Source organism: uncultured Microbulbifer sp. (genome assembly GCF_947489355.1).
Lineage (GTDB): Bacteria > Pseudomonadota > Gammaproteobacteria > Pseudomonadales > Cellvibrionaceae > Microbulbifer.
This window is the reverse complement of sequence record NZ_CANLDD010000037.1, coordinates 1-22914: the sequence shown is the minus strand read 5'-3', so window position 1 is coordinate 22914 and position 22914 is coordinate 1. Positions and strand designations below refer to the sequence as shown.

Genomic DNA, 22914 nt, shown 5'->3' with positions numbered 1-22914 from the left:
AATCCCTCTGGATGAAAGCCCGCCCCACGAGACCAGGCGCAATTCACTCAAAGACCAAACCGGGAAGCCACGAAGTTGACAGTCCCTGTGTAAATCCCGCGAGGTTAGCGGACGATACCGCGGGTGGAAAATTCTAATGAATCAATCCACGGCTGAATGACAGCAGATTGTTCGCGCAGCTCCACCAACGCCTGCAAAGCCTCCTGTTGCGTCAGCCCGCGTCTATACACAATTTTATAGGCCTTGCCGATCAACGCGGTTTCCTCTCGGGAGAATCCGCGGCGACGCAATCCTTCCACGTTAATGGTTTTTGCTTCAGCCGGGTTTCCGGCAACCATCACATAAGCCGGTACATCTTTACCAACCGCAGCCCCCATACCAAGAAAGGCGTGCTCGCCGATGTTACAGTATTGATGTACCAAGCTATACCCACTGAGAATGGCCCAATCCCGCACGACTACGTGGCCGGCGAGGGCCACATTGTTGACCAGGATGGTATTGTTGCAGATTAGGCTGTCGTGACCGACATGGGCGTAGGCCATGATCAGATTACCGTTGCCGATGGTCGTCTCTCCGCGGTCCTGCACTGTGCCACGGTGAATGGTTACCCCTTCCCGGATAACATTATTATCTCCAACCACCAGCGTGGTCTGCTCTCCCCGGTACTTCTTATCGGGGGTATCCTGACCAACCGAAGCGAACTGGTAAATACGGTTGTTCTTTCCCAGACTGCTCGGCCCACTCAGAACCACGTGCGAGGCAATATCACAACCATCCCCTATTTCCACTCCAGCTCCGACAATAGAGTAGGCGCCGATACTCACCCCAGAACCAATGACTGCCGTTGGGTCGACAATCGCTGTGGGGTGGATAGTTGTCTGCATTCTGGAACCTACTCCTCAGGTAGTGGACACTGCGGATACCATAAACTTAATGCCAATAGAGAAACCAGAAAGTGCACAATTGGCAATTCTCATGCAGGAGGTGAAACGGCTACACTTTTTTCACTGCGCACAGGATCTCAGCAGAAGCTGCCAGCGCATCACCGACACTGGCCTTACAGGAGAACTTCCAGATATTGCGGCGTACAGAGACTGACACAGATTCAAGATCCAGTCGGTCACCGGGAATCACCTGGCGCTTGAAGCGCACCTTATCGACACCACCAAAGAGGTACAGGTAACCATCCTCAGGCTTCTTGCCAGAGCTTTTGAAGCCAAGAATCCCTGAAACCTGTGCCATGGCTTCAATAATCATAACCCCGGGGAAGATTGGCATCTGCGGAAAATGTCCGTTGAAAACCTCTTCATTTACCGAAATGTTCTTATAACCCTTGATACACTTCCCTGTTTCGAATTCCACAACGCGGTCCACCAGCAAAAAAGGATAGCGGTGTGGCAGGTACTCGCGAATTTCGCATACATCCATCATTCCAAATGCCCCCAGAAACCACTTCGGGGCGATAAACGCCCCGAAAACAATAAAGCCAAGTTTGATCCACTCAATACCAGCCGGTTCAGTCCTCCCGGCCGGTGTGGCGGGACAACGCTTTCAGCTGTTTTTCTAGGTCCTTCAACCTGCGCGCCATTTTGTCCAGCCGCCCAAAACGCACCGCGTTGCGGCGCCAGGTAGGGCTATCAGAAAAAGGCAGGGCACCAGAATAACTGCCTGGGCTGTCAATGGACTTGGTCACAAACGTATCGGCAGTCACGGTGCAGCCATCGGCGATCGTCACATGCCCTGCGATACGCGAGCACCCAGCCAGAGCGCAGTGCCGCCCAATGACTGCACTGCCGGCAATCCCGGAACAAGCAGCAATGGCTGAATAGTCACCAATCTTCACATTGTGCGCGATTTGAACCAGATTGTCGATCTTAACCCCTCTGCCAATAACGGTATCGCCCAGGGCCCCGCGATCAACACAGGTATTGGCTCCTATTTCGACGTCATCGCCAATATTCACGCCGCCGAGCTGATAGATCTTGATCCATTCCTGCTGGTGATACGCAAAGCCGAAACCATCAGCTCCGATCACCGCCTGGCTATGAATAATACAATCTCTGCCAAGGCTGCAACGGTGATGCACAACGGCACCGGCGTGCAAACAACTGCCCGCACCTATGATAGCCCCCTCCCCCACAAAGCAGTTGGCCCCCAGAGAGGCATTGGGGCCAATTTTGGCATGCTTTTCTACTACAACGCCGGCGGCCACACTGGCACTGGAGGAAATTTCAGCATCGGGGTGAACCACTGCCGAGGGATGAATACCGGCCTCCCCCTGCGGCGCTGTGTTAAACAGGGCGCTCGCACGGGCAAAAGCGAGATAGGGATCTTCGACACAGAGCACCGAAACCGGGCATTCATCGGCAAATTCCTCAGTGACCAACACCGCACCGGCACCCGTATTTTTAAGGAAGCGGCGATAGGGGGAACTGGCCAGGAAAGTCAGATCACTGGCTTCGGCATCCTGCAATGTACTGAGAGCGGAAATTTCGTATCGGGAGTCTACACCGGGTGCCAGACGCAGGTCAGCACCCAGCACTCGCGCAAGCCGGGCCAGGGACAAATTGTCACTCATGGGGGCTAGGGTTTACTTTTCTGCATTCATACGCTTTACGACTGCCTCAGTGAGGTCAACCTGGGGACTGGCAAAAAACGCTGTACTGGCATCCAAAACCAAATCCAGCTTTTGCTCTTTGATAATCGCTTCCAGCGCGATCTTGGCCTTGGGTCCCAAAGAAGCTTGTATTTCCTGGCCCACCTGGGCTTCTATCGCACGCAGCTTTTTAACCGTGGTCTCGAAATCGGAGCGCTTGAAATTGGCCTTGCGCTGATACTCAGTCTTCTGCTCGTCGGACCAGGTCACACTGTTTTTCTGGGCATCCTCTGCCATTTTCTGCAGCTCGGAGCGAATCGACTCCGCGCTGCTTTGTAGTTTGGAATATTCGGCGCTGGTTTTTAAGGAATTCACTTTGGACTTGGCTACATCTGTGCTCATGATGGCAGCCTGCAGGTTTAATATCCCAATCTTGGTCTGCGCCAATGCGGCGCCGGACAAGGTCAACCCAACCAGCAGAACCGCGATAGTTTTTACATTTTTAAGCACTTTTGTTTCTCCAATCAATGTTATTTTCACGGCGCTCGATTTGCACCAAAGATGCCTTTTCCTGTGAGACTGTGAGGTTAGAAGCTGTTGCCCAGGGTAAACTGGAAGACCTCCTCATCATCATCCTCATTTTTCTTCAGTGGTTTGGCCAAACTGAAGGTAAGCGGGCCAAAGCCGGTAATCCAGGTCAGACCCAAACCTGCGGAAACATTCATTTTACCAAAATCCACATCGTAACAGTTTATCTGGGTATCACCACAACTGGTGTCGAATACATTGCCCGCGTCGATAAAGAAAGCCGACTGCAAAGACCGCTGATCCTTGATAAATGGCAATGGGAAAATCACCTCTGCGCTACCTTCAATCAAGATATTGCCGCCAAAGGGGTCGGGACTAGAATCGAGTGGTGTAGTCACTAATTGACCATTATTGTCGACCAAATAACATTCCTCGGTAATTTCCCCACCCGCAGTTGCACAAGGGAAAACACTTGGATTCCTCGCCGAGTCTAAAGCAAAGGTCGCAGCCGGAGTTTCCCTGGGCCCCAAGGAATTGCGCTCAAACCCGCGAACCGACCCGAATCCTCCGGCATAAAAATTCTTAAAGAACGGCAATTCGTCGAGGCCCCCATAACCATCACCGTAGCCCAAACGGGTGCGCAAGCGCAAAGTCAGACTTCTGGTCAATGGGCGGAAATACTGGCCGGTATAAATAAACTTGTAATATTCAAGATCACTGCCAGGCACGGTAAATTCCACGGAAAAATTCTGAGAGGCCCCGCGTGTGGCCAGAATCCCGCGATTCAGTGTAGAGCGTGCATAGGAAGCTGTCAGGCTCAGGTTATCAAAAGCGTCGCCGTAACGATCAATAAATCCATCAGAACTGAATAATGTATCACTTTCTGGCATCGCCAAGTCCAGAGTTATATCCTCCTCAGCAGCATCAAGAATATCCTGAATCTCATCACGGGTTATTGTCCTATCCACTCCTGCGATTGAGGACGGACTGGATTGAATTTCCTGCCCTGAAGTAGAGTTTGTAAAAAGCTCAAGGTGGCTAAACCCAATATTCAAGCCGACACGGGATACTTCAGACAATGGATAACCAAAATTGACACCACCACCGTAAGTGGTGGTATTAAAATCAGAGAGACCTCCCTGGGAAGCTGTAATTTCTCGATAGAAAACATTGAAACCGCGACTGACACCATCCGGTGTAAAGTATGGGTCCACGTAGGAAAAGTTCACTGCGGTCTGGTATTCAGAATAATTCAATCCAATGCCAACCGACTTGCCCGTGCCCATCCAGTTGTTTTCCTGGATATTGGCCCCCAGCACAAGGCCGCTGGTCTCGGCATAACCGAGGGTTCCGCCAATAGAGCCTGAGGGTTGCTCCTCGACCGTGTACTCCACATCAATCTGGTCCGAGGTTCCCGGAACTTCGCTAGTTTCAACCTCAACCTCCTTAAAGAAGCCGAGCCGTTCGAGACGGACTTTCGATTGCTCGATACGTGCAGACGAGGCCGAAGCCGATTCCATCTGGCGCATTTCCCGGCGCAATACTTCATCCGAAGTGCGGGTATTGCCGCGAAAATTGATACGGCGCACATAGGCGCGCTTGCCCGGGTTGATAAAGAAGGTCACCTTAACTGTTTTTTCTTCTCTATTCGGCTCGGGAATGCCGTTGACCTCGGCAAAGGTATACCCTTCATTGCCCAGGCGCTTGGTAATATAATCAGAAGTGGTGGTCATCAGTACCTGGGAGAAGGTCTGGCCCTCGCGCACAAGCAATAACCGCTGGATTTCCTCTTCCGGCACAATCGGGTCACCGGCCAGATCCACCTCACTGACAGTGTAAACATCGCCCTCAATCACATTCACGGTAATAAATACACTGCGCTTGTCCGGGCTCAGAGAGACCTGGGTGGAGTCGATCTGGAAGTCGAGATAGCCGCGATCAAGATAATAAGACTCCAGACGCTCCAGGTCGCCAGTGAGTTTCTCGCGGGAATATTTGTCGTCACTGCGCAGCCAGGACAACCAACCTGTGGTCTGTAGTTCAAAAAACTCCGCCAGCTCCTCATCGGAGAAGGCGCGATTGCCGACGACATTGATATGCTTGATTGCCGCGACCGAGCCCTCATCCACAATAATCTTGAGTTCTACTTGGTTTCGCGGCAACTCCTTCACTTCGGTTTGTACACTGGCACCGTAACGCCCCTGTGCCACATACTGCCGCTGCAACTCCTGGGCCAGCCCTTCCAGAGTGGCGCGCTTAAAGATCTGACCTTCGGCAAGGCCATTTTCCTGCATGCCTTTCAGCAGGTCTTCCGTTGAGATGGCCTTGTTACCGGTAATTTCGATCTTGGAAATTGCCGGGCGCTCCCGCAGTGTGACAACCAGGACGCCATTTTCACGGCCAATTTGAATGTCTTCAAAGTAACCGGTGCGAAAAAGTGCTCGGGTCGCACCCTGAATATCCAGAGCCTCAATCTCATCGCCCACTCGAACCGGGAGCGCAGAGAAGACTGTACCGGCCGAAACGCGCTGCAAGCCTTCCACGCGGATATCGTTGACCACGAACGACTGCGCTATCGCACTCAATGGCAATATCAGGCCGAGGGAGGCCGCTTTGAGGAAATCTTTCATCTACTAATTCCGAGTCTTTTTATTCGCACACCAGGGGCGAAAGCACCCTGAGAGCACCCGCTTTCCGGACCATTTCCTTTTGCACTCTGTGGGCGGTAACAATCCAACAGATCACAAGCGCAAAATGTCATTGTATAAAGCCAATCCCATGATGCAGAGGACCAGTGCCATGCCCACTTGCATCCCAATCACCTGAACCCGCTCTGACACAGGTGAGCCCTTGATCGCCTCAATACCATAGTAGAGGAGATGGCCGCCATCGAGTACCGGTATAGGGAGCAGATTGAGTACACCGAGCGTGATACTGAGCAGCGCCAGCAGGGACAGGAAGGACTGCCAGCCCGCCTCTGCAGAAGTACCCGCCACTTTAGCAATGGTAATAGGACCACTCAAGTTTTTGGTTGAAATTTGACCAAATATCAACTTCTTCAGGCTATTCAAGGTAAACAGGGTTTTATCCCAGGTTTCCTGCAACCCTTTGTGGAAAGCCCCACCAATGCCGTAGTGAAAAACCCGTACTCGGTCCTTCGGCCAGGGTTTTGAAAATGGCTGCACACCTATCTGACCGCCAAGTTCACCACTGTCAAGGGTAACCTCTGTGGGCGTCACCGGCAGGGTCAGTCGCTCACCCTGTCGCTCCACTTCAACCTGGATTGGGACTCCGGCATGGGCACGCACATACCCACTCCAGGCATCCCAGTCAGAAAATGCCTGGCCATCGGTCCCTACAACCTGATCACCGGCGCGAAGACCAGCGGCACTGGCAGCGCTGCCCTCGACAACGCGATAAAGCGTCATACTGGCTGGTGGCGTCCAGAGTTCCAGTCCCACCCCGACCAATGGGTCTGGCACCTCCTGCTCCGACAGCCAGCGGTCAATGTCTGCCGCTGCATGGTACTCAAGGTTTGAATCTGGGTAGCGCACAGAGAACTCTAGGGCACCACTGTCCCCGAGGCGATTGGCCAGACGCCAGTTCAGCGCCTGCCGGGTTGGGGTTGCCTCACCATCCACAGCGATGATTTCCTGGCCGGGCTCAAGCCCCGCAGCCTCGGCAATACTACCCGGCTTCACAGCGTGCACTATAGGCACAGGGCCGGCAACCCCGCCCATAAACACCACCCAAAATAAAACAACCGCCAGGAGGAAGTTGGCTACCGGCCCGGCCGCAGCAATGGCAATGCGCGCCCAAACGCTCTTGCGGTTAAAGGCTTGCTCCACCTGGTTGGCAGCAACAGGTCCCTCCCGCTCATCCAACATCTTGACGTAGCCACCAAGGGGGATAGCCGAGAGTGTAAATTCCGTACCGTGGCGATCATAGCGTGAGATAAGGCGGCGGCCAAAACCGACCGAAAAACGCAGCACTTTAACCCCAAAGAGGCGTGCTACAAGGAAGTGCCCAAACTCGTGGAAAGATACCAGTACACCGAGAGCCACCAGGGCCCAGATTACCGTCTGAATCAGGTCCATATGCAATTACAGTTTCTTTTCATGCGCAAACCCCGCCATTATACGCCCTATCCTATGACTAGAGAGCCCCTATTACCTGTCGGGCCAATTCTCGCGCATTGAGATCAGTTGCTTCGACTGTATCCAGCCCGGTCAGTTCAACGACTGGAGCACGATTCATGACTTTCTCTATAGCAGTTGGAATGCTGGTAAACGCCAGCCGCCCCTGTAAAAAGGCCTCAACCGCCACTTCATTAGCCGCATTCAGGACTGTGGGCGCACTGCCCGCTGCATCAATCGCCTCTCTGGCCAAACGCAGACACGGGAAGCGGTGAAAGTCCGGCGCCTGAAAGTCGAGGCGCTCCAGGGCTATCAGATCAAGGGCGGAAACACCTGCATCAATGCGCTGCGGAAAAGCCAGCGCATGGGCAATTGGGGTACGCATATCCGGATTCCCCATCTGCGCCAGCAGCGACCCGTCCCGGTACTGCACCATAGAGTGCACAATACTCTGCGGATGCACCACTACCTCAATCTGTTCGGGGCGCGCACTGAACAGAAAACAGGCCTCAATAAATTCCAGCCCCTTATTCATCATGGTGGCGGAGTCTACGGAAATCTTCCGCCCCATGGACCAGTTTGGGTGCGCACAGGCCTCATCCGGTGTTACCCCGTGCAGATCCTCTCTGGCACGGGTTCGAAAAGGACCGCCGGAGCCGGTGAGCAGTATCTTTTCAACACCCGAGTTTTCCAGGCTCTCACAGGGGTACGGCAGACACTGAAAGATGGCATTATGCTCACTATCAATAGGCAGCAATTGTGCGCCATTGGCCCGCAGCGCGCGCAGGAACACCGGCCCGGCCATCACCAGTGCCTCTTTATTTGCCAACAGCACTTTTTTGCCAGACTCCACCGCCGCGAGGGTTGGACGCAATCCGGCGGCACCGATGATCGCCGCCATCACGGTGTCCACCGCGGTGTCTGCAGCCACCTTGCACAGCCCTTCCACGCCCGATAAAACTTCGGTGGCAACCTCACCGGTCAACAGAGCCCGCAATTCCTGTGCGCGCCGCTCGCCGGTGACCACGGCGAAGCGGGGGCTGAAGCGCCTGCACTGCTGGGCCAGCTCGGCCACCCGGTTGTGGGCTGTCAAGGCGTAAATCGAATACTGTTGCGGGTGGCGCGCGAGTACATCGAGCGTACTGACCCCAACTGAGCCTGTAGAGCCGAGCACAGTCACGGTTTGCGGAGATGTATTTTGCATGGATTTTCGTTGTACCTCCGGGCCAATAGGACTCCCGCCACACCAACACTCCCGGCTCAGCCCCATTGGCGGGAGCGCGGAGAGACACTTGTTAAAAATTTATAGGCACCGGCTAAAGATATTTGTGCAGCTCACTGGCCAGTGCGGCCATGGTAAACACCGGCAAAGCCGCACAAAGGCTGTCTATCCTGTCCATAACCCCACCGTGGCCAGGCAATATTCGGCTGCTGTCCTTGATGCCCCGGTGACGCTTAAACATACTCTCCAGCAAATCGCCAATAACCGAGGCGAGCGCCGTTACCAACACCCCGAAAGTAAAGAGAAGGGTGTTCTTCAGGGGAAGCTGAAACAGGAAAGAGGTTGCAAGCGCAAGGATCAGGCAGGCACCCAACCCCCCGAAAAAACCCTCCCACGACTTGCCGGGACTCACCTCTCGGGCCAGTTTGCGCCTGCCGAACTTACGCCCGACAAAGTAGGCCCCCACATCCGCTGCCACAACAATGGCCACAACGTAAAGCACCAGCCAAGCTCCATGATCCAGCCCGCGCAGGATCACCAGGGACAACCAACTGGGCACCAATACAACCAGACCAACCAGACCGCGAACCCAGCGGTTTCCCCACAGCATGGCACTGGCCGGATAACTCTGTACCCATAAAAAAGCCAGCGCCCACCAGCCACAGGCAACCGCCAGTATTTGACGTCCGCGGTCAATATCCGGAGAGCTGAAATCCATTGAGAATACATACTGGGCAGTTGCTATTAAGGCGCCGCCCAGAGAGGTGAGAAAAACGAAGCGCAGGGCGCGGTTGAGGTTGGAAAGGTTGGCCCACTCCCAGCCACCCAGCAAAATCACAGCGACAAACACCAGCGAATACCACTGCATGGGCAACAGAAACAGAACCCCGGAAAACAGTGCCAGCAAGACCAACGCAGTAATTATTCTTTGTTTTAGCACCGCAAACCCCTTATCTCTGCACCTGTACTCTGCCTGCATATACTGCGCCGATCAAGAGCACCCTATAAAGTATCCCCGAAAACTTTATGCCGGCAAAAAACGACTGCGCTTCCAGCCGGTATCAATCAGGCCAGCACAGCACTACCACCCGCCGCAGCTCGCCCACCAAAGCGTCGATCACGCTGTTTAAACGTTGCGATTGCCTCATCCAGGGCAGCCTCGTCAAAATCAGGCCACAATATATTGGTAAAAAAGAATTCACTGTAAGCAGCTTGCCACAAAATAAAGTTGCTGATGCGCTGCTCCCCACTGGATCTGATTAGCAGATCTACAGGTGGCAAATCGGCGAGTTGCATATGGCCTTCCACTGCCTCCTCACCAATGGACTCTACTGTGCGCTTGCCATCCACGGCCTCTTCTGCAAGCCTGCGCGCAGCCTGGGCAATATCCCATCGCCCGCCGTAATCCGCCGCGATCACCAAGTCCCCCTGCCCCCCCTCGCGGGTGATGCCCTCCGCCTCGGCAATGGCGCGCTGAAGACGCAGAGAAAAGCGGTCCCGCCGCCCGATCACCCTCAGGCGCACACCTTCGTCGCACATACGCCGGGCCTCCTTGCGCAAATAGGAGTGGAACAGGCGCATCAACAGCGCCACCTCTTTAGGCGGCCGCTGCCAGTTCTCACTGGAAAAAGCGAACAGCGTCAGCGCTTTTACATCACGACTTCTGCACGCGGACAACAGGTCACGGATGCGCTCAACCCCTGCTTTGTGACCTGCCGAAGGAGAGAGACCACGGCGTGCGGCCCAGCGCCCGTTGCCATCCATAATGATGGCGATATGCCTGGGTCCGGAATCAGTCACATCGGTACCACCGAAGGCCATTAAATTTCCATCAGATCTTTTTCTTTGGCCACAAGTGCCTGATCGACACCTGCAACAAACTGATCGGTAATCTTCTGGATCTCATCGCCAGTGCGGCGCTCGTCATCCTCTGAAATCTCCTTATCCTTGACCAAAGTCTTCACCACAGTCAATGCGTCGCGGCGGATATTGCGAATGGAAACACGTGCGGTTTCTGCCTCGCCCTTGGCCTGGCGAATAAAATTCTTGCGGGTTTCCTCGGTCAGCGCAGGCATGGGGATACGAATAACCGCGCCTGCAGTGCTGGGGTTCAATCCCAGATCGGACTTCATAATCGCCTTTTCAATATCCGGCACCAGGCTCTTTTCCCAGGGCGTTACCGACAGGGTACGTGCATCTTCAACGATGATATTGGCCACCTGGGACAGCGGCGTATCGGTGCCGTAATAAGAGACATGGATACTATCGAGAATACTTGGGTGCGCGCGACCGGTACGGATCTTATTGAAATTGCCGGCCAGTGCGTCGAGCGCTTTACCCATTCGGGCCTTGGCATCCTGCTTGATATCTTCAATCATGATTTCAGCTCCTCTTCAATTAGCGTGCCTTCCTCACCGCCAACCACGATATTGAGCAGCGCACCGGCTTTATCCATACGAAAAACCCGCACGGGCATGTTGTGCTCACGGCAAAGACAAATTGCGGTTAAATCCATCACACCCAGCTTTTTATTCAACACTTCATCGTAGGTCAGTTGATCGTAACGAGCTGCAGAAGGATCGAGCACCGGGTCGGCCGAGTAGACACCATCCACCTTGGTCGCCTTAAGCACCAACTCCGCCTCAATCTCGATCCCGCGCAAACACGCTGCGGAGTCTGTGGTAAAAAAGGGATTACCGGTGCCAGCAGCAAAAATCAGCACCTCGCCCCGCTCCAGATAACGAATTGCTGCGCGGCGGTCATAATGGTCAACAATACCGCTCATTTGAATTGAGGACATGACTCGTGAGGTGATATCAGACCTCTCCAGAGCGTCGCGCAGGGCCAGAGCGTTCATCACCGTGGCCAACATTCCCATATGGTCGCCCGTCACGCGGTCGAGGCCAGCGGCACTTAGCGCGGCGCCACGGAACAGATTGCCACCCCCGACAACCAAGCCAACCTGCACGCCAATACCCACCAGTTGGCCAATCTCCAGGGCCATTTTATCCAGCACCTTGGGACTGATGCCAAAGCCCTGATCACCCATCAGCTCTTCGCCGCTGAGTTTTAAGAGAATTCTCTTATATTTGCGATCCTTAATACCGGGCATGCGTCGGTCCTCTCCTGGGTACCTGTTTAGTGGCCAAGCATTGGCGTCGAAAATTACACTATAGCTGTTATTTGCACAGGGAGATGTGCCACTGCAGCCACAGAGAGCCAAGCACAAACACCCCACCTGTGCGCAGGCACCATTGGCGCCCTCATTACACGATCAGGAAGTGGACTTAACCTGCGCGGCAACTTCCGCTGCGAAGTCTACCTCTTCTTTCTCGATACCTTCACCCACTTCGAAACGTACGAAGGAAACCACATCGGCACCGGCCTCTTTCACCAGCTTACCGATACTCACATCCGGGTTTTTAACAAACGGCTGTTCAACCAGGCTGTTCTCTTTCAGGAACTTCTTGATTCGACCACCCATCATCTTCTCAACGATTTCCGCCGGCTTGCCATCCATGTCGGGCTGTGCCTTGATGATGTCCTTCTCTTTTTCAAGTACATCCGCCGGCATATCCTCCGGCTTGTTCACCTGCGGGTTGACCGCGGTCACGTGCATGGCAACGTCTTTCGCCAACTCAGCAGTGCTGCCAGTGAGGGCCACCAGGGCGGCGATACGGTTGTTAGAGTGCACGTAAGCGCCGACTACCGGGGCTTCCACCAGTTGGATACGACGCACACCGATGTTCTCGCCAATCTTCTGTACCAGGGCTTCGCGAGCAGCCTCCAGCTCACCTTCCATCAGCGCAGCAACATCCCGCTGGCGCTCAGAGAAGGCTTTGTCGACCACCTTTGCAACAAACGCCTGAAAATTATTGTCACGGGCAACGAAGTCGGTTTCCGAGTTCACCTCAACCAGCACGCCGAAGCTGCCGTCTTCGGCAACCTTTCCGGCAACAACGCCATCTGCAGCAGTGCGCCCCGCCTTCTTCGCCGCCTTCAGACCGGAGGCTTTGCGCAGATTCTCAATCGCTTTCTCGATATCGCCATCCGCTGCAGTGAGTGCCTTTTTACACTCCATCATCGGGAGACCGGTGCGCTCGCGTAATTCTTTTACCATAGACGCGGTAATCGCCATGATTAAATCCTCGGGGTTCTATAACTAATAATTAGAAAAAAGGGGCCGTAACCCGGGCCCCTTTTTAAGTTCGCAGTGTAACGCTATTGGGCTACACCATGGCATCCTGCAAATTACTCTGCAGCCGCTTCATCATCATTGGCTTCAACGTACTCGTCTTTCTTGGCCCCCGCACTGCCGGTCTCGGCCGCACCTGCGAGTACTGCGTCAGCAACCGCTGTGGTGTAAAGCTTGATAGCGCGGATCGCATCGTCGTTGCCGGGAATCACGTAGTCAACGCCAGAGGGGTCACTATTGGTATCGACAACGCCGATGACCGGAATACCCAGCTTGTTCGCCTCCTGGATAGCGATACGCTCGTGCTCAACATCGATAACAAAGACCACGTCAGGCAGGCCACCCATATCCTTGATACCACCTATCGAGCGCTCCAACTTCTCCATGGTGCGGGTGCGCATCAAAGCTTCCTTTTTGGTCAGCTTTTCAAAAGTGCCGTCCCGGGATTGGTTTTCCAGATCGCGAAAACGCTTGATGGAAGCGCGGATCGTTTTGTAGTTGGTGAGCATTCCACCCAGCCAGCGGTTGCTGACGTAGGGCTGGCCACAGCGTTCGGCCTGCTCTTTGACAGATTTCTGCGCGGCGCGCTTGGTGCCTACGAACAGAATCTTTTTTTTCTGGGCAGCCATCCCCTTGATCACTTGCAGGGCTTCATTGAAAGCCGGCACAGTGTGCTCCAGGTTGATGATGTGAATTTTGTTGCGGGCGCCAAAGATGAATTGACCCATCTTCGGATTCCAATAGCGGGTCTGGTGACCAAAATGGACACCAGCCTGCAACATGTCGCGCATGCTTACTTGCGGCATAATAAACCTTTTAATGTACGGGTTAAACTTCCACACATCCCATGCATCAACCCCTCTCGAGGCACCCAGACACATGTGCCGATGCGTGTGCGGCATTTTTCGCCCCCAAAGCACCAAGCATCGGGAGCGGCGCGCTTTATACCACAATCCCCAACCCGAGTGAAGTTAGGCCGGCAATTTCACGCATGTAAAAAGCCAATCCCGACGCAATCGGGACTGGCAAACGATGCCCCGCCAACGGCAATCCGCTACAATGGCGCCTTGTGTGGGCTCCCCCCCCTAACCCAGAGACAAAGGAAACGCATGACCTCAACCATCAAGACCCCGGAACAGATCGCCAAGATGCGCACTGCAGGTCGCCTCGCTGCAGAGGTCCTGGAAATGATTGGCGAGTATGTCGTCCCCGGAGTCACTACGGAAGAACTGGACCAGCGCTGCCACGACCACATAGTCAATGTACAAAAAGCGATTCCCGCCTGCCTCGGCTACCGCGGCTTCCCCAAATCCATCTGCACTTCGGTCAACGAAGTGGTCTGCCACGGTATACCATCCAACAGCAAGACCCTGAAAAAGGGCGACATCATTAATATCGACGTCACCGTCATCAAGGATGGCTGGTACGGCGACACCAGCAAAATGTTCTTTGCCGGCAAACCCGCGGCACATGCCGAGCGCCTGGTGCGCATCACCCAGGAGGGCCTGTACAAGGCCATCGAGATGGTGCGCCCAGGCACGACCCTCGGCGACATAGGCCACGTTATACAACGACACGCAGAAAAAAATTACTACTCCGTAGTGCGTGATTTCTGTGGCCATGGTATCGGCGACACCTTCCACGAAGAACCTCAAATATTGCACTACGGGCAGCCGGGCACCGGGGAGGCACTGAGGGAGGGCATGACCTTTACGATCGAGCCAATGATCAACGCCGGCAAAGCCGCTACCCGTGTCCTCAGTGACGGTTGGACCGCCATCACCAAGGACCGTCGCCTGTCTGCGCAGTGGGAACACACCATGGCAGTCACCAGCAACGGGGTTGAGGTACTGACTGCACGTAGCGAAGAGCATTTTTAGCCCCAGGACTGTACATCGCCCAACACTCAGCTTCGGTTAATCATGATGCAAAGACCCGCTGCGGCACTCCCGTAACAGAACACAGCCAAACGGACCTATCCATGCAGCCGGCCAGCCCCCCCTACTTCGAGCGCCCCCTGTTTTTCTTCGACCAGGCCCGCTTTCGCAGGGATCTCGCCACTGGCAACAAGCCGCCCTTACAGGTTTTCAAGGACGCCGTCAGCGCGGCAGAGCGCCAGATGGCGGAACGATTCCGCGAAGGGGAGGACGTAAGTACCCTGGTACATGAGCGCGCACTGTTTGTGGACTGCCTACTGCACTACGCCTGGCACCAACACCTCTGGAAGCCCGGTATCGGACTGCTCGCCGTCGGGGGCTACGGCCGGGGTGAACTGCACCCACACTCGGACATCGACCTGCTGATACTCAGCGACGGCAGCCTCGATGCCGATAGTGTGGACAATATCGAGCAGTTCGTGACTTTTCTCTGGGATCTGGGCCTGGATATCGGTCACTCGGTGCGCAGGGTAAAGGAGTGCCTGGCGTTGGCCGCGCAGGATATTACCGTTGCCACCAACCTCACCGAGTCCCGCACCATTGTCGGGGACGAGAAGCCCGGAAAGCAGCTGGCAATAGACATCGACCGCAGCAAGCCCTGGCCCGCAGAAGCATTTTTCCTCGCCAAGCTCGCCGAGCAGGAAGCGCGCCACAACCGCCAGCAGGCGACGGAAAATATCCTGGAACCCAACATCAAAAACGCCCCCGGCGGGCTGCGGGATATCCAGACCATCACCTGGGTTGCCAAGTACTTCTTCCCCGTGCGCACCCTGAAGCAACTACAGGGCAGGCTGTTAACCGAGGAGGAATTTGTCATTCTCCGCTCCGGCGAAACCTTCCTGTGGCGTCTGCGTTACGGCTTGCATCTGCTTGCCGGGCGTGCTGAGGAACGCCTGCTGTTCGATTATCAAAGAGCACTGGCAAAACAATTTGGCTACCTAGACACGGACTCACAGCTGGCAGTAGAGCAGTTTATGCACAATTACTACCGTATTGTCATGTCACTGCGTGAACTCAACGATGTACTCCTGCAGTATCTCAGCGAGGTAATCCTGCAGCGCGGCAGGGCGCACACTATCACCCCGATAAATGCGCGCTTCCAACTGTACGACGATGCCATTGAGGTTACCCGCCCGCAGGTTTTTAGCGAGCACCCCTCGGCGCTGCTGGAAATCTTCGTGCTGATGGCTCAAAACCCAAAGATCACTGGCGTACGCGCCGCCACCATCCGCCTGATACGGGCACACCGCCTCTTGATCAACGAAGACTTTCGTGCCAACCCGGCCAATAGCGCGTTGTTTATGCAGTTGCTGCGCGCACCGCGCGGCCTCTCCAGCCAGCTCACACGCATGACCCGCTACGGCATTCTGGGGCGCTACCTGCCGGAGTTCGGGCGGGTCACCGGACAGATGCAACACGATCTCTTCCACATCTATACCGTGGATGCGCACACCCTGCAGGTTGTGCGCAATATGCGCAGCTTCCGCAGCCCCGAGGCGCAGGAGCGGTTTCCCATTGCCGCGGAGATACTCGGGCGCATGCGCCATCCGGAGCTGCTGTATATCGCCGGTCTCTACCACGATATCGCCAAAGGCCGCGGTGGCGACCACTCAAAACTCGGCGTGGTGGATGCCGGTAATTTCTGCCAGCGCCACCAGCTGCCCGCGCGGGACCAGCGCCTGGTCTGCTGGCTTGTGGAAAAGCACCTGCTGATGAGCCAGGTATCCCAAAAGCAGGACATCAGCGACCCGGAAGTGGTGCACGCCTTCGCCCGCGAAGTGGGCGACCGCGAGCACCTGGATTACCTCTACGCTTTGACAGTGGCAGATATTAATGCCACCAATCCGGAGCTCTGGAATAGCTGGCGCGCCAGTCTTTTGCGCCAGCTCTATCAGACCACTCAGCACGCCCTGCGCCGGGGGCTAGAGAACCCCATTGATCGCGAGGAGATTATTGCCGAAACCCGCAGCCAGGCCCTGGAGAAGCTGAGCGCTCTGGGACTGTCCAAGGCTGCGGTGGAGAGTATTTGGGCGCAGATGGGCGAGGACTACTTCGTGCGCGAGAGCGCTGACAACATTAGCTGGCACACCGCCGCGATCCACGAGCTGCACGGTAGTGCCCCGCTGGAGCGGATTGATACCCTGGTATTAACCCGCAATTCCGGCCCCGGCGAGCACGACGGCGCCACCCAGGTCTTTGTGTACACGCCCGACAAAGCCAACGTGTTTGCCGCCGTAGTAACCGGTCTCGATTTGCTCAATCTGAGCGTGCACGATGCGCGCCTGTATAACTCCGCCTCGGGCTACACCCTCGACACCTTTTACGTACTGGATGAATCCGGCCAACCCCTGCTGGACGAACCGCAGCGGCTGCAGCAGATTCGCGATACGCTGCAGCGGGAACTGGTCTTGGTGGAGGACTACTCCAAGGTCATCAAGCGGCGCACATCCCGGCGCCTGAAAATGTTTGAACTGGAGAGTCGAGCGCACCTGTCCAGCGAGCCCGGTGACCACTACAGCACCCTGGAGATAACCAGTGCAGACAGGCCCGGCCTACTCGCGCGTATCGCGCGTATTTTTATTGCCCACGGCCTGCGCCTGCACAACGCCAGAATATCCACCCTGGGGGAGCGCGTGGAGGATGTCTTCCATATTACCGATGCCGAGGGCCGGCCTCTCTGTGGAACAGAGGCCAATCGCGCACTGGAGGAGGCCATCTGTCGGGAGCTGGACGACTACCGGGCGCCACAGCAGCCCTAATTGAAACCGCGGACAACACTGCCATGAACCCCAATCTGGATCGGCTGCAGCCCTATCCCTTCAGCAAACTCCGGTCTTTGAAAGCGGGACTGAAGCCGGCGGATAAACCACATATCGCCCTCGCTATGGGCGAACCAAAACACACACCGCCGGCATTTGTCTGCGACGAACTCATCAAGCATCTGGACAAGCTCCCGCAATATCCTCCTACCAGGGGCATAGCGCCTCTGAGGGCGGCCATTGCCAATTGGCTGCGGGCGCGATTTCAGCTTGCAAACGTCTGCGCCGAAACCCAGGTATTGCCGCTCAGCGGTACCCGCGAAGGGTTGTTTGCCTTCGTCCAAGCCATGGTGTCAACGGGCAGCAAAGTATTGATGCCCAATCCCTTCTACCAGATCTATGAAGGGGGCGCACTGCTCGCCGGTGCCAAACCACACCTTGTCAACTGCCAGGCCGCAAATGGCTTCAAAGCGGATTTCGCCGCGGTTTCCGCGGCGGTGTGGCACCAGTGCGATCTTGTCTATCTCTGCTCGCCGGGCAACCCCACCGGCGCCCTGCTGGAGGCTGCGGATTTTCATCAGCTGATCCAGTTGGCGGACCGCTACGATTTCACCATTGCCGCAGACGAGTGCTACTCGGAACTCTACTTCGACGAAGAGGCACCCCCAGTGGGCCTCCTGCAGGCTTGCGAGGATATCGGCCGCAGCGACTTCCGCCGCTGCGTGGTTTTTCACAGTCTGTCGAAGCGCTCCAACTTACCGGGGTTGCGCTCAGGGTTTGTTGCAGGCGATGCACAACTGCTGGAAAAATTCTCACTCTATCGCACCTATCACGGCTGCGCCATGCCACTCTACGCGCAGTACGCTTCCGTCGCCGCCTGGCGGGATGAACAGCACGTGCGGCAAAATCGCGCGCTCTATCGGGAGAAATTTACCACTGTACTCGATATCCTCAATGGTTGCCTCGACGTAGAGCGGCCCCAGGCCGGCTTTTATCTGTGGCCCTTTGTCGGCGATGGCGAACACTTTGCCAAAACCCTGTTTCGACAACAGAATATCACCGTACTCCCGGGAGCCTATCTGGCCCGCGACAGCGAAGGTGTGAATCCCGGCAGCAGCTATGTGCGCATTGCACTGGTGGCAACACTGCAGGAATGTGTGGAGGCCGCTCAGCGCATTCGAACCTTCTGCCGTTAAGGCACCCCCGGCAAAGAAATACCATAACAGGAGCCCAACCCAGGCGTAGCGAAGCATGGCAGTAAGAAATCTACTCAAGCGAGAGCGGGTAGCCTATATCCAGCAGCAATTGGAGGCACTCTATCCGGAAACCCCCGTCCCTCTCGACCACAAAGACCCCTATACCCTGCTGGTTGCAGTGCTGCTGTCCGCCCAGTGTACCGACGAACGCGTCAACCAGGTCACTCCCGCGCTCTGGAAGCTGGCGGATAACCCCCGGGACATGGCCCTGGTTGCCGTGGAAAAAATCCAGGCGGTTATCCGTCCCTGCGGGTTGTCACCGCAGAAATCCAAGGCGATCAGCAAACTGTCACAAATTCTGGTCAATGAATACCACAGCGCCGTACCGGAAAATATGGCTGCACTGGAAACCCTCCCCGGCGTCGGCCACAAAACCGCCAGCGTGGTGATGTCACAGGCTTTCGGCCACCCGGCCTTCCCGGTTGACACCCATATTCATCGTCTGGCCCAGCGCTGGGGGCTCACCAGCGGCAGGAATGTCATCCAGACCGAAAAGGATCTGAAACGGCTTTTCCCCAAAGAAAGGTGGAATAAATTGCATTTGCAGATTATTTTCTACGGCCGGGAATTCTGCTCCGCGCGGGGCTGTGACGGTACCCAGTGCGAGATCTGCACCACCTGTTACCCCATGCGCAAAAACCCAAAAAAAACCAAAAAGGCGTGACTGTGATTACTCTCTACGGCATTAAAAACTGCGACACCGTAAAGAAAGCCCGCAAGTGGCTTGAGAAAAATGGGATCGATTACCACTTTCACGATTTCCGTGAAGACGGCATGCAAGCTGTGCCCCTCAAGCGCTGGCTGCGGGAGTTCGGCTGGCAGGAGATGCTGAACCGCCGATCCACCAGTTGGCGGGCTCTCAGCGACGAACAGAAACACTCTATGGACAATGATACGGCACTGGTACTCGCCAGCGAGACACCCACCCTTATCAGACGCCCAGTGACCAGTACCGCAAACAACACCCGCTTCGGTTTTAAAGAAGCGGAATTCGCCCAGCTCACCGGCCAGTCCAACTAGGGGAGAACATTGATGGACAACACCTACAGTATCGGGTTTGGTATCGGTACCTGCAATAGCAAGGGCGACTGGCTGGAAGTCTTCTACCCCAAGCCGCTGTTTAAGCCCAGCACCGCCGTTGCCGCTGCGGTGAAAGAAACCCTGCACATTAACGGCGGCAACCACAGCCTCCCTCTGAGCGCCACCCATCTGCCCATCCTCGCAGACAAGCTACAGCGCGCCGGCGCCGCCGAGCAGGGAAAAATTCTCCAGCGGTTCGCCACCACCGGGCGTCCTCTCGCCGTTGTTGTGCTCTGCAGTGATGCGCCACCGCAATCGGTACCCGAGGCCTACCTGAAATTACACCTACTCTCCCACCGCCTGGTGAAACCCCACGAGACCAATCTGGAGGGCATCTTTGCCAGACTGGTCAATGTCGCCTGGACGAACCAGGGCGCGATTGATCTGGCAGAGCTACCCCAGCGCCAGTTGGAGGCAAGACTTAAGGGCGAATATCTGGCGGTGTCCTGTGTGGATAAATTCCCCAGGATGGCCGATTACGTGGTACCCGCCGGGGTCCGCATCGCCCATACCGCACGGGTGCGCCTCGGCGCCTATCTGGGCGCAGGTACCACCATCATGCATGAGGGTTTTGTCAACTTTAACGCCGGTACCCAGGGCCCCAATATGATCGAAGGGCGTATCTCCGCCGGGGTCTTTGTCCACAAGGGCTCAGACCTCGGTGGCGGCAGTTCCACTATGGGCACCCTGTCCGGTGGCGGGAATATCGTAATTTCCGTGGGCGAAAACTGCCTGCTCGGTGCCAACGCCGGCATCGGTATTCCCCTGGGAGATCGCTGCACTGTGGAGGCCGGCCTCTACATCACCGCCGGCACCAAAGTTGCCCTGATGGATGACAACGGCCTGTTGGTAGAGTACATCAAAGCGCGCGAACTGGCCGGCAAGCCCGACCTGCTCTTTCGCAGGAATTCCACCAACGGCGCGGTGGAGTGCTTGACCAACCAAAGCGCCATCGAGCTGAATGCCGCCCTGCACAGCAACTAGCCCGGTTAAGCGCAGGGCCGGTGCCACTGCAACCTGTGCTTTCGACTACACAGCGACCACAAAAGACAAAAAATCGATACAGGAATGCCCTCGTGACCCCAACCCTGGAACTCGCCGTTGACCTGATTCGCCGCCGCTCCATCACCCCTGAAGATGCCGGTTGTATGGACCTGATGATCCAGCGCCTGGAAAACATCGGCTTTCAAACGGTCAGGCTGCGCCGCGGTGATACCGACAATGTCTGGATAGTTCGCAACGGGCAAGGTGCGGGCCCGCTGCTCGCTTTCGCCGGCCATACCGATGTGGTGCCAACCGGCCCTGAGGAACACTGGTGCAGCCCGCCCTTCGAACCGCAGATACGGGACGGCTTCCTGTATGGCCGCGGCGCCGCCGACATGAAAGGCTCCCTTGCCGCCATGGTCGTGGCCTGTGAAGCGTTTGTGGCAGAGCATCCTGAGCACTACGGACGCATCGCTTTTCTGGTCACCAGCGACGAGGAAGGACCGGCAATCGACGGCACCGTCAAAGTGATCGAATGGCTACAGGAGAGGGGAGAACAGATCGACTGCTGTATTGTCGGGGAACCTTCCAGCAGCGAGCATCTCGGTGATGTCATCAAAAACGGTCGGCGTGGCTCGTTGGGCCTGGCACTGAAGGTGTTCGGTGTACAGGGCCACGTGGCCTACCCCCACCTGGCCAAAAACCCCATCCATGCACTGGCCCCAGCACTGGCCGAACTGACCACCGAACAGTGGGATCAAGGCAACCAATTTTTCCCCGCCACCACTTTTCAGGTGTCCAATATCAATGGGGGCACAGGAGCCAGTAATGTCATCCCCGCAGAGGTGCATCTTCTGTGCAATTGGCGCTTTTCAACTGAATCCTCCGCAGAGGAACTGGAACTGCGCGCGCGTCATATTTTGGACAGGCACAATCTACTCTATGAGGCAGACTTCAATCTTTCCGGGTCTCCCTTCCTCACCGCAGAGGGGCCCCTGGTTCACGCAGTGCAGGAGGCAATTCTCAAGATCACGGGAAAAGAGACAACGCTATCCACCGCCGGAGGTACCTCGGACGGCCGCTTTATCGCGCCAACAGGCGCACAGGTGGTGGAACTGGGCCCGGTGAATGCCACTATCCACCAGATCGACGAGTGCGTGAAAACCCAACACCTGGACCAGCTCAAGGATATCTACCGGGAAATATTACGGCAGCTGCTGGCCCGCCAATAAGCGGGTCTCGAGGCGCTACGCAGGCAGGATAATGCGCGCCAATGGTTCCTACAATCCGGCCATGCAGGATTCCCAAAGGGCAACTTACTAAAAACACCGGTCAACCCGGGGCTCTCCCTCCCACGCGCCCGTGGTATGCTCAGCCTGACAATAAAAAGGGGAATCTATAAACGGGATACCAATTGAGGTGGCACTCTCCCGGTATAACGCCACCAGTTCTTTATTTCGTATTAAAAAGAACATGCTTATCCCCGCAGCGTCATAACAAATAGGGATATGCTGCGCCTGCCGCAACATATCTGGTTGTTGAACGAGCCCGGCCAGCTCTACTTTCCAATAAGTTCATAAGAGGTCAGACATAAATAAATTACGCACTAATATATCTCATATTTGCATCTCGAAAAAATCCTTAAATAGTTTCTGGGATTTTTTGTAACTGAGATATAAATCCTGTGATTATCCACTTAAATTGATCTGGCCAGCTATTGTTTTTTCGAGTTATGGCAATCAGCCTATGTGGCATGAAGCTTTAATCAAGGCATAGAGCGCAGAAACCCGACCTAAAAAATAGCACCAACGCTTTGCAAGGCAAGCGCTTAGTGTGTACGAAAATAGGCTTCATACGCAGCCTTAGCCGCTTCATCTTGATCACCCTGATAAAATTGGACGAATCCCTTATCGAACGAATTCAAGAATATCCAGCCCTCTTTAACCTTGAACCAGCAATCTCCGGATGTTGAATATACATTTGGAAATGTACCCCAACCACTGTTTGAAACAAAAAATTCCGAAAAATTATTAATCGTAAATTTTTCTGTATCAAACCTAGGGGCTTCATAGATTGAAATAGCCCCACCTCTAAGATTGGATTCATCCATCACTTTAAATCGCGGATTCAACCTTGAAGCGCACACCATTTATGCGGCTTGTGCCGCCAAGTAATTATCCATTAAATCTTCTGGTGTTTCAAAGCCTAATGTTTTCCTTGG

21 protein-coding genes are annotated in these 22914 nt (G+C 55.4%); 7 read left to right on the top strand and 14 right to left on the bottom strand.

What is annotated here, in order from left to right; all coding sequences use genetic code 11:
• Nucleotides 1–104 precede the first annotated feature (104 nt).
• The 13 genes from lpxA to rpsB all read right to left on the bottom strand — a co-directional run bounded on the left by lpxA (nt 105) and on the right by rpsB (nt 13483).
• Complete coding sequence (gene lpxA, locus Q1A48_RS14335) at nt 105–884, bottom strand: acyl-ACP--UDP-N-acetylglucosamine O-acyltransferase (RefSeq protein WP_299946138.1); 780 nt, start codon at nt 882–884, stop codon at nt 105–107.
• Between the two features lie 109 nt (nt 885–993).
• Complete coding sequence (gene fabZ / locus Q1A48_RS14330; protein ID WP_299946136.1) at nt 994–1431, bottom strand: 3-hydroxyacyl-ACP dehydratase FabZ; 438 nt, start codon at nt 1429–1431, stop codon at nt 994–996.
• Between the two features lie 85 nt (nt 1432–1516).
• Entirely contained in the window at nt 1517–2578 is a 1062-nt protein-coding gene (lpxD, locus tag Q1A48_RS14325; protein ID WP_299946133.1) for a UDP-3-O-(3-hydroxymyristoyl)glucosamine N-acyltransferase, read from the bottom strand.
• Between the two features lie 12 nt (nt 2579–2590).
• Nucleotides 2591–3106 (bottom strand): OmpH family outer membrane protein, encoded by a 516-nt coding sequence (locus tag Q1A48_RS14320; RefSeq protein ID WP_299946130.1) that lies wholly within the window; start codon nt 3104–3106, stop codon nt 2591–2593.
• A 77-nt stretch (nt 3107–3183) separates the two neighbouring features.
• Nucleotides 3184–5754: an outer membrane protein assembly factor BamA gene (gene bamA, locus Q1A48_RS14315; protein WP_299946127.1), complete on the bottom strand. Its 2571-nt coding sequence runs from the start codon at nt 5752–5754 to the stop codon at nt 3184–3186.
• A gap of 111 nt (nt 5755–5865) precedes the next feature.
• Nucleotides 5866–7221 carry an RIP metalloprotease RseP gene (gene rseP / locus Q1A48_RS14310; protein ID WP_299946124.1) on the bottom strand — a complete coding sequence of 452 codons (1356 nt, stop codon included), beginning with the start codon at nt 7219–7221 and terminating at the stop codon, nt 5866–5868.
• Between the two features lie 58 nt (nt 7222–7279).
• Entirely contained in the window at nt 7280–8464 is a 1185-nt protein-coding gene (gene ispC / locus Q1A48_RS14305) for a 1-deoxy-D-xylulose-5-phosphate reductoisomerase (RefSeq protein WP_299946121.1), read from the bottom strand.
• Nucleotides 8465–8576: 112 nt separating this feature from the next.
• Nucleotides 8577–9422 carry a phosphatidate cytidylyltransferase gene (locus Q1A48_RS14300; RefSeq protein WP_299946119.1) on the bottom strand — a complete coding sequence of 282 codons (846 nt, stop codon included), beginning with the start codon at nt 9420–9422 and terminating at the stop codon, nt 8577–8579.
• 125 nt (nt 9423–9547) lie between these two features.
• Nucleotides 9548–10303 (bottom strand): polyprenyl diphosphate synthase, encoded by a 756-nt coding sequence (gene uppS, locus Q1A48_RS14295; protein WP_299946117.1) that lies wholly within the window; start codon nt 10301–10303, stop codon nt 9548–9550.
• Nucleotides 10303–10860: a ribosome recycling factor gene (frr, locus tag Q1A48_RS14290; RefSeq protein ID WP_299946115.1), complete on the bottom strand. Its 558-nt coding sequence runs from the start codon at nt 10858–10860 to the stop codon at nt 10303–10305. The genes uppS and frr overlap by 1 nt, the downstream gene beginning before the upstream one ends.
• Entirely contained in the window at nt 10857–11594 is a 738-nt protein-coding gene (gene pyrH, locus Q1A48_RS14285) for a UMP kinase (RefSeq protein ID WP_299946113.1), read from the bottom strand. Before pyrH ends, frr begins: the two co-directional genes overlap by 4 nt.
• A 162-nt stretch (nt 11595–11756) precedes the next feature.
• Nucleotides 11757–12620 carry a translation elongation factor Ts gene (tsf, locus tag Q1A48_RS14280; RefSeq protein WP_299946111.1) on the bottom strand — a complete coding sequence of 288 codons (864 nt, stop codon included), beginning with the start codon at nt 12618–12620 and terminating at the stop codon, nt 11757–11759.
• 113 nt (nt 12621–12733) lie between these two features.
• On the bottom strand, nt 12734–13483 hold the full coding sequence (gene rpsB, locus Q1A48_RS14275; protein WP_299946109.1) for a 30S ribosomal protein S2: 750 nt from the start codon (nt 13481–13483) through the stop codon (nt 12734–12736).
• A gap of 303 nt (nt 13484–13786) precedes the next feature.
• On the opposite strand from rpsB, the gene map reads away from it, so the two are divergent.
• From map to dapE, 7 genes are all read left to right on the top strand, one after another.
• The gene (gene map, locus Q1A48_RS14270; RefSeq protein WP_299946106.1) at nt 13787–14557 is read left to right on the top strand and encodes a type I methionyl aminopeptidase; all 771 of its coding nucleotides are present in this window, start codon (nt 13787–13789) and stop codon (nt 14555–14557) included.
• A gap of 101 nt (nt 14558–14658) precedes the next feature.
• A complete protein-coding gene (locus Q1A48_RS14265; protein ID WP_299946103.1) occupies nt 14659–17373 on the top strand; it encodes a [protein-PII] uridylyltransferase in 2715 nt (904 codons plus the stop codon).
• Nucleotides 17374–17396: 23 nt separating this feature from the next.
• Nucleotides 17397–18569 carry a succinyldiaminopimelate transaminase gene (dapC, locus tag Q1A48_RS14260; protein WP_299946101.1) on the top strand — a complete coding sequence of 391 codons (1173 nt, stop codon included), beginning with the start codon at nt 17397–17399 and terminating at the stop codon, nt 18567–18569.
• A 55-nt stretch (nt 18570–18624) separates the two neighbouring features.
• Nucleotides 18625–19293, top strand: a complete 669-nt coding sequence (gene nth, locus Q1A48_RS14255; RefSeq protein ID WP_299946098.1) for an endonuclease III — start codon at nt 18625–18627, stop codon at nt 19291–19293.
• Nucleotides 19294–19295: 2 nt separating this feature from the next.
• The gene (locus Q1A48_RS14250) at nt 19296–19649 is read left to right on the top strand and encodes an ArsC family reductase (RefSeq protein WP_299946096.1); all 354 of its coding nucleotides are present in this window, start codon (nt 19296–19298) and stop codon (nt 19647–19649) included.
• 12 nt (nt 19650–19661) lie between these two features.
• Nucleotides 19662–20693 (top strand): 2,3,4,5-tetrahydropyridine-2,6-dicarboxylate N-succinyltransferase, encoded by a 1032-nt coding sequence (gene dapD, locus Q1A48_RS14245; protein WP_299946094.1) that lies wholly within the window; start codon nt 19662–19664, stop codon nt 20691–20693.
• 92 nt (nt 20694–20785) lie between these two features.
• Complete coding sequence (dapE, locus tag Q1A48_RS14240) at nt 20786–21925, top strand: succinyl-diaminopimelate desuccinylase (RefSeq protein WP_299946092.1); 1140 nt, start codon at nt 20786–20788, stop codon at nt 21923–21925.
• Nucleotides 21926–22521: 596 nt separating this feature from the next.
• Here dapE and Q1A48_RS14235 read toward each other — a convergent pair.
• Nucleotides 22522–22803, bottom strand: coding sequence for a hypothetical protein (locus tag Q1A48_RS14235; protein ID WP_299946090.1), 282 nt, complete (start codon nt 22801–22803; stop codon nt 22522–22524).
• Nucleotides 22804–22914 lie beyond the last annotated feature (111 nt).

Coding starts and splice junctions, on each gene's coding strand:
- lpxA (WP_299946138.1), bottom strand. CDS start 884: ATGCAGACAACTATCCACCCCACAGCGATTGTCGACCCAACGGCAGTC.
- fabZ (WP_299946136.1), bottom strand. CDS start 1,431: ATGATGGATGTATGCGAAATTCGCGAGTACCTGCCACACCGCTATCCT.
- lpxD (WP_299946133.1), bottom strand. CDS start 2,578: ATGAGTGACAATTTGTCCCTGGCCCGGCTTGCGCGAGTGCTGGGTGCT.
- bamA (WP_299946127.1), bottom strand. CDS start 5,754: ATGAAAGATTTCCTCAAAGCGGCCTCCCTCGGCCTGATATTGCCATTG.
- rseP (WP_299946124.1), bottom strand. CDS start 7,221: ATGGACCTGATTCAGACGGTAATCTGGGCCCTGGTGGCTCTCGGTGTA.
- ispC (WP_299946121.1), bottom strand. CDS start 8,464: ATGCAAAATACATCTCCGCAAACCGTGACTGTGCTCGGCTCTACAGGC.
- uppS (WP_299946117.1), bottom strand. CDS start 10,303: ATGGCCTTCGGTGGTACCGATGTGACTGATTCCGGACCCAGGCATATC.
- frr (WP_299946115.1), bottom strand. CDS start 10,860: ATGATTGAAGATATCAAGCAGGATGCCAAGGCCCGAATGGGTAAAGCG.
- pyrH (WP_299946113.1), bottom strand. CDS start 11,594: ATGCCCGGTATTAAGGATCGCAAATATAAGAGAATTCTCTTAAAACTC.
- tsf (WP_299946111.1), bottom strand. CDS start 12,620: ATGGCGATTACCGCGTCTATGGTAAAAGAATTACGCGAGCGCACCGGT.
- rpsB (WP_299946109.1), bottom strand. CDS start 13,483: ATGCCGCAAGTAAGCATGCGCGACATGTTGCAGGCTGGTGTCCATTTT.
- map (WP_299946106.1), top strand. CDS start 13,787: ATGACCTCAACCATCAAGACCCCGGAACAGATCGCCAAGATGCGCACT.
- Q1A48_RS14265 (WP_299946103.1), top strand. CDS start 14,659: ATGCAGCCGGCCAGCCCCCCCTACTTCGAGCGCCCCCTGTTTTTCTTC.
- dapC (WP_299946101.1), top strand. CDS start 17,397: ATGAACCCCAATCTGGATCGGCTGCAGCCCTATCCCTTCAGCAAACTC.
- nth (WP_299946098.1), top strand. CDS start 18,625: ATGGCAGTAAGAAATCTACTCAAGCGAGAGCGGGTAGCCTATATCCAG.
- dapD (WP_299946094.1), top strand. CDS start 19,662: ATGGACAACACCTACAGTATCGGGTTTGGTATCGGTACCTGCAATAGC.
- Q1A48_RS14235 (WP_299946090.1), bottom strand. CDS start 22,803: ATGGATGAATCCAATCTTAGAGGTGGGGCTATTTCAATCTATGAAGCC.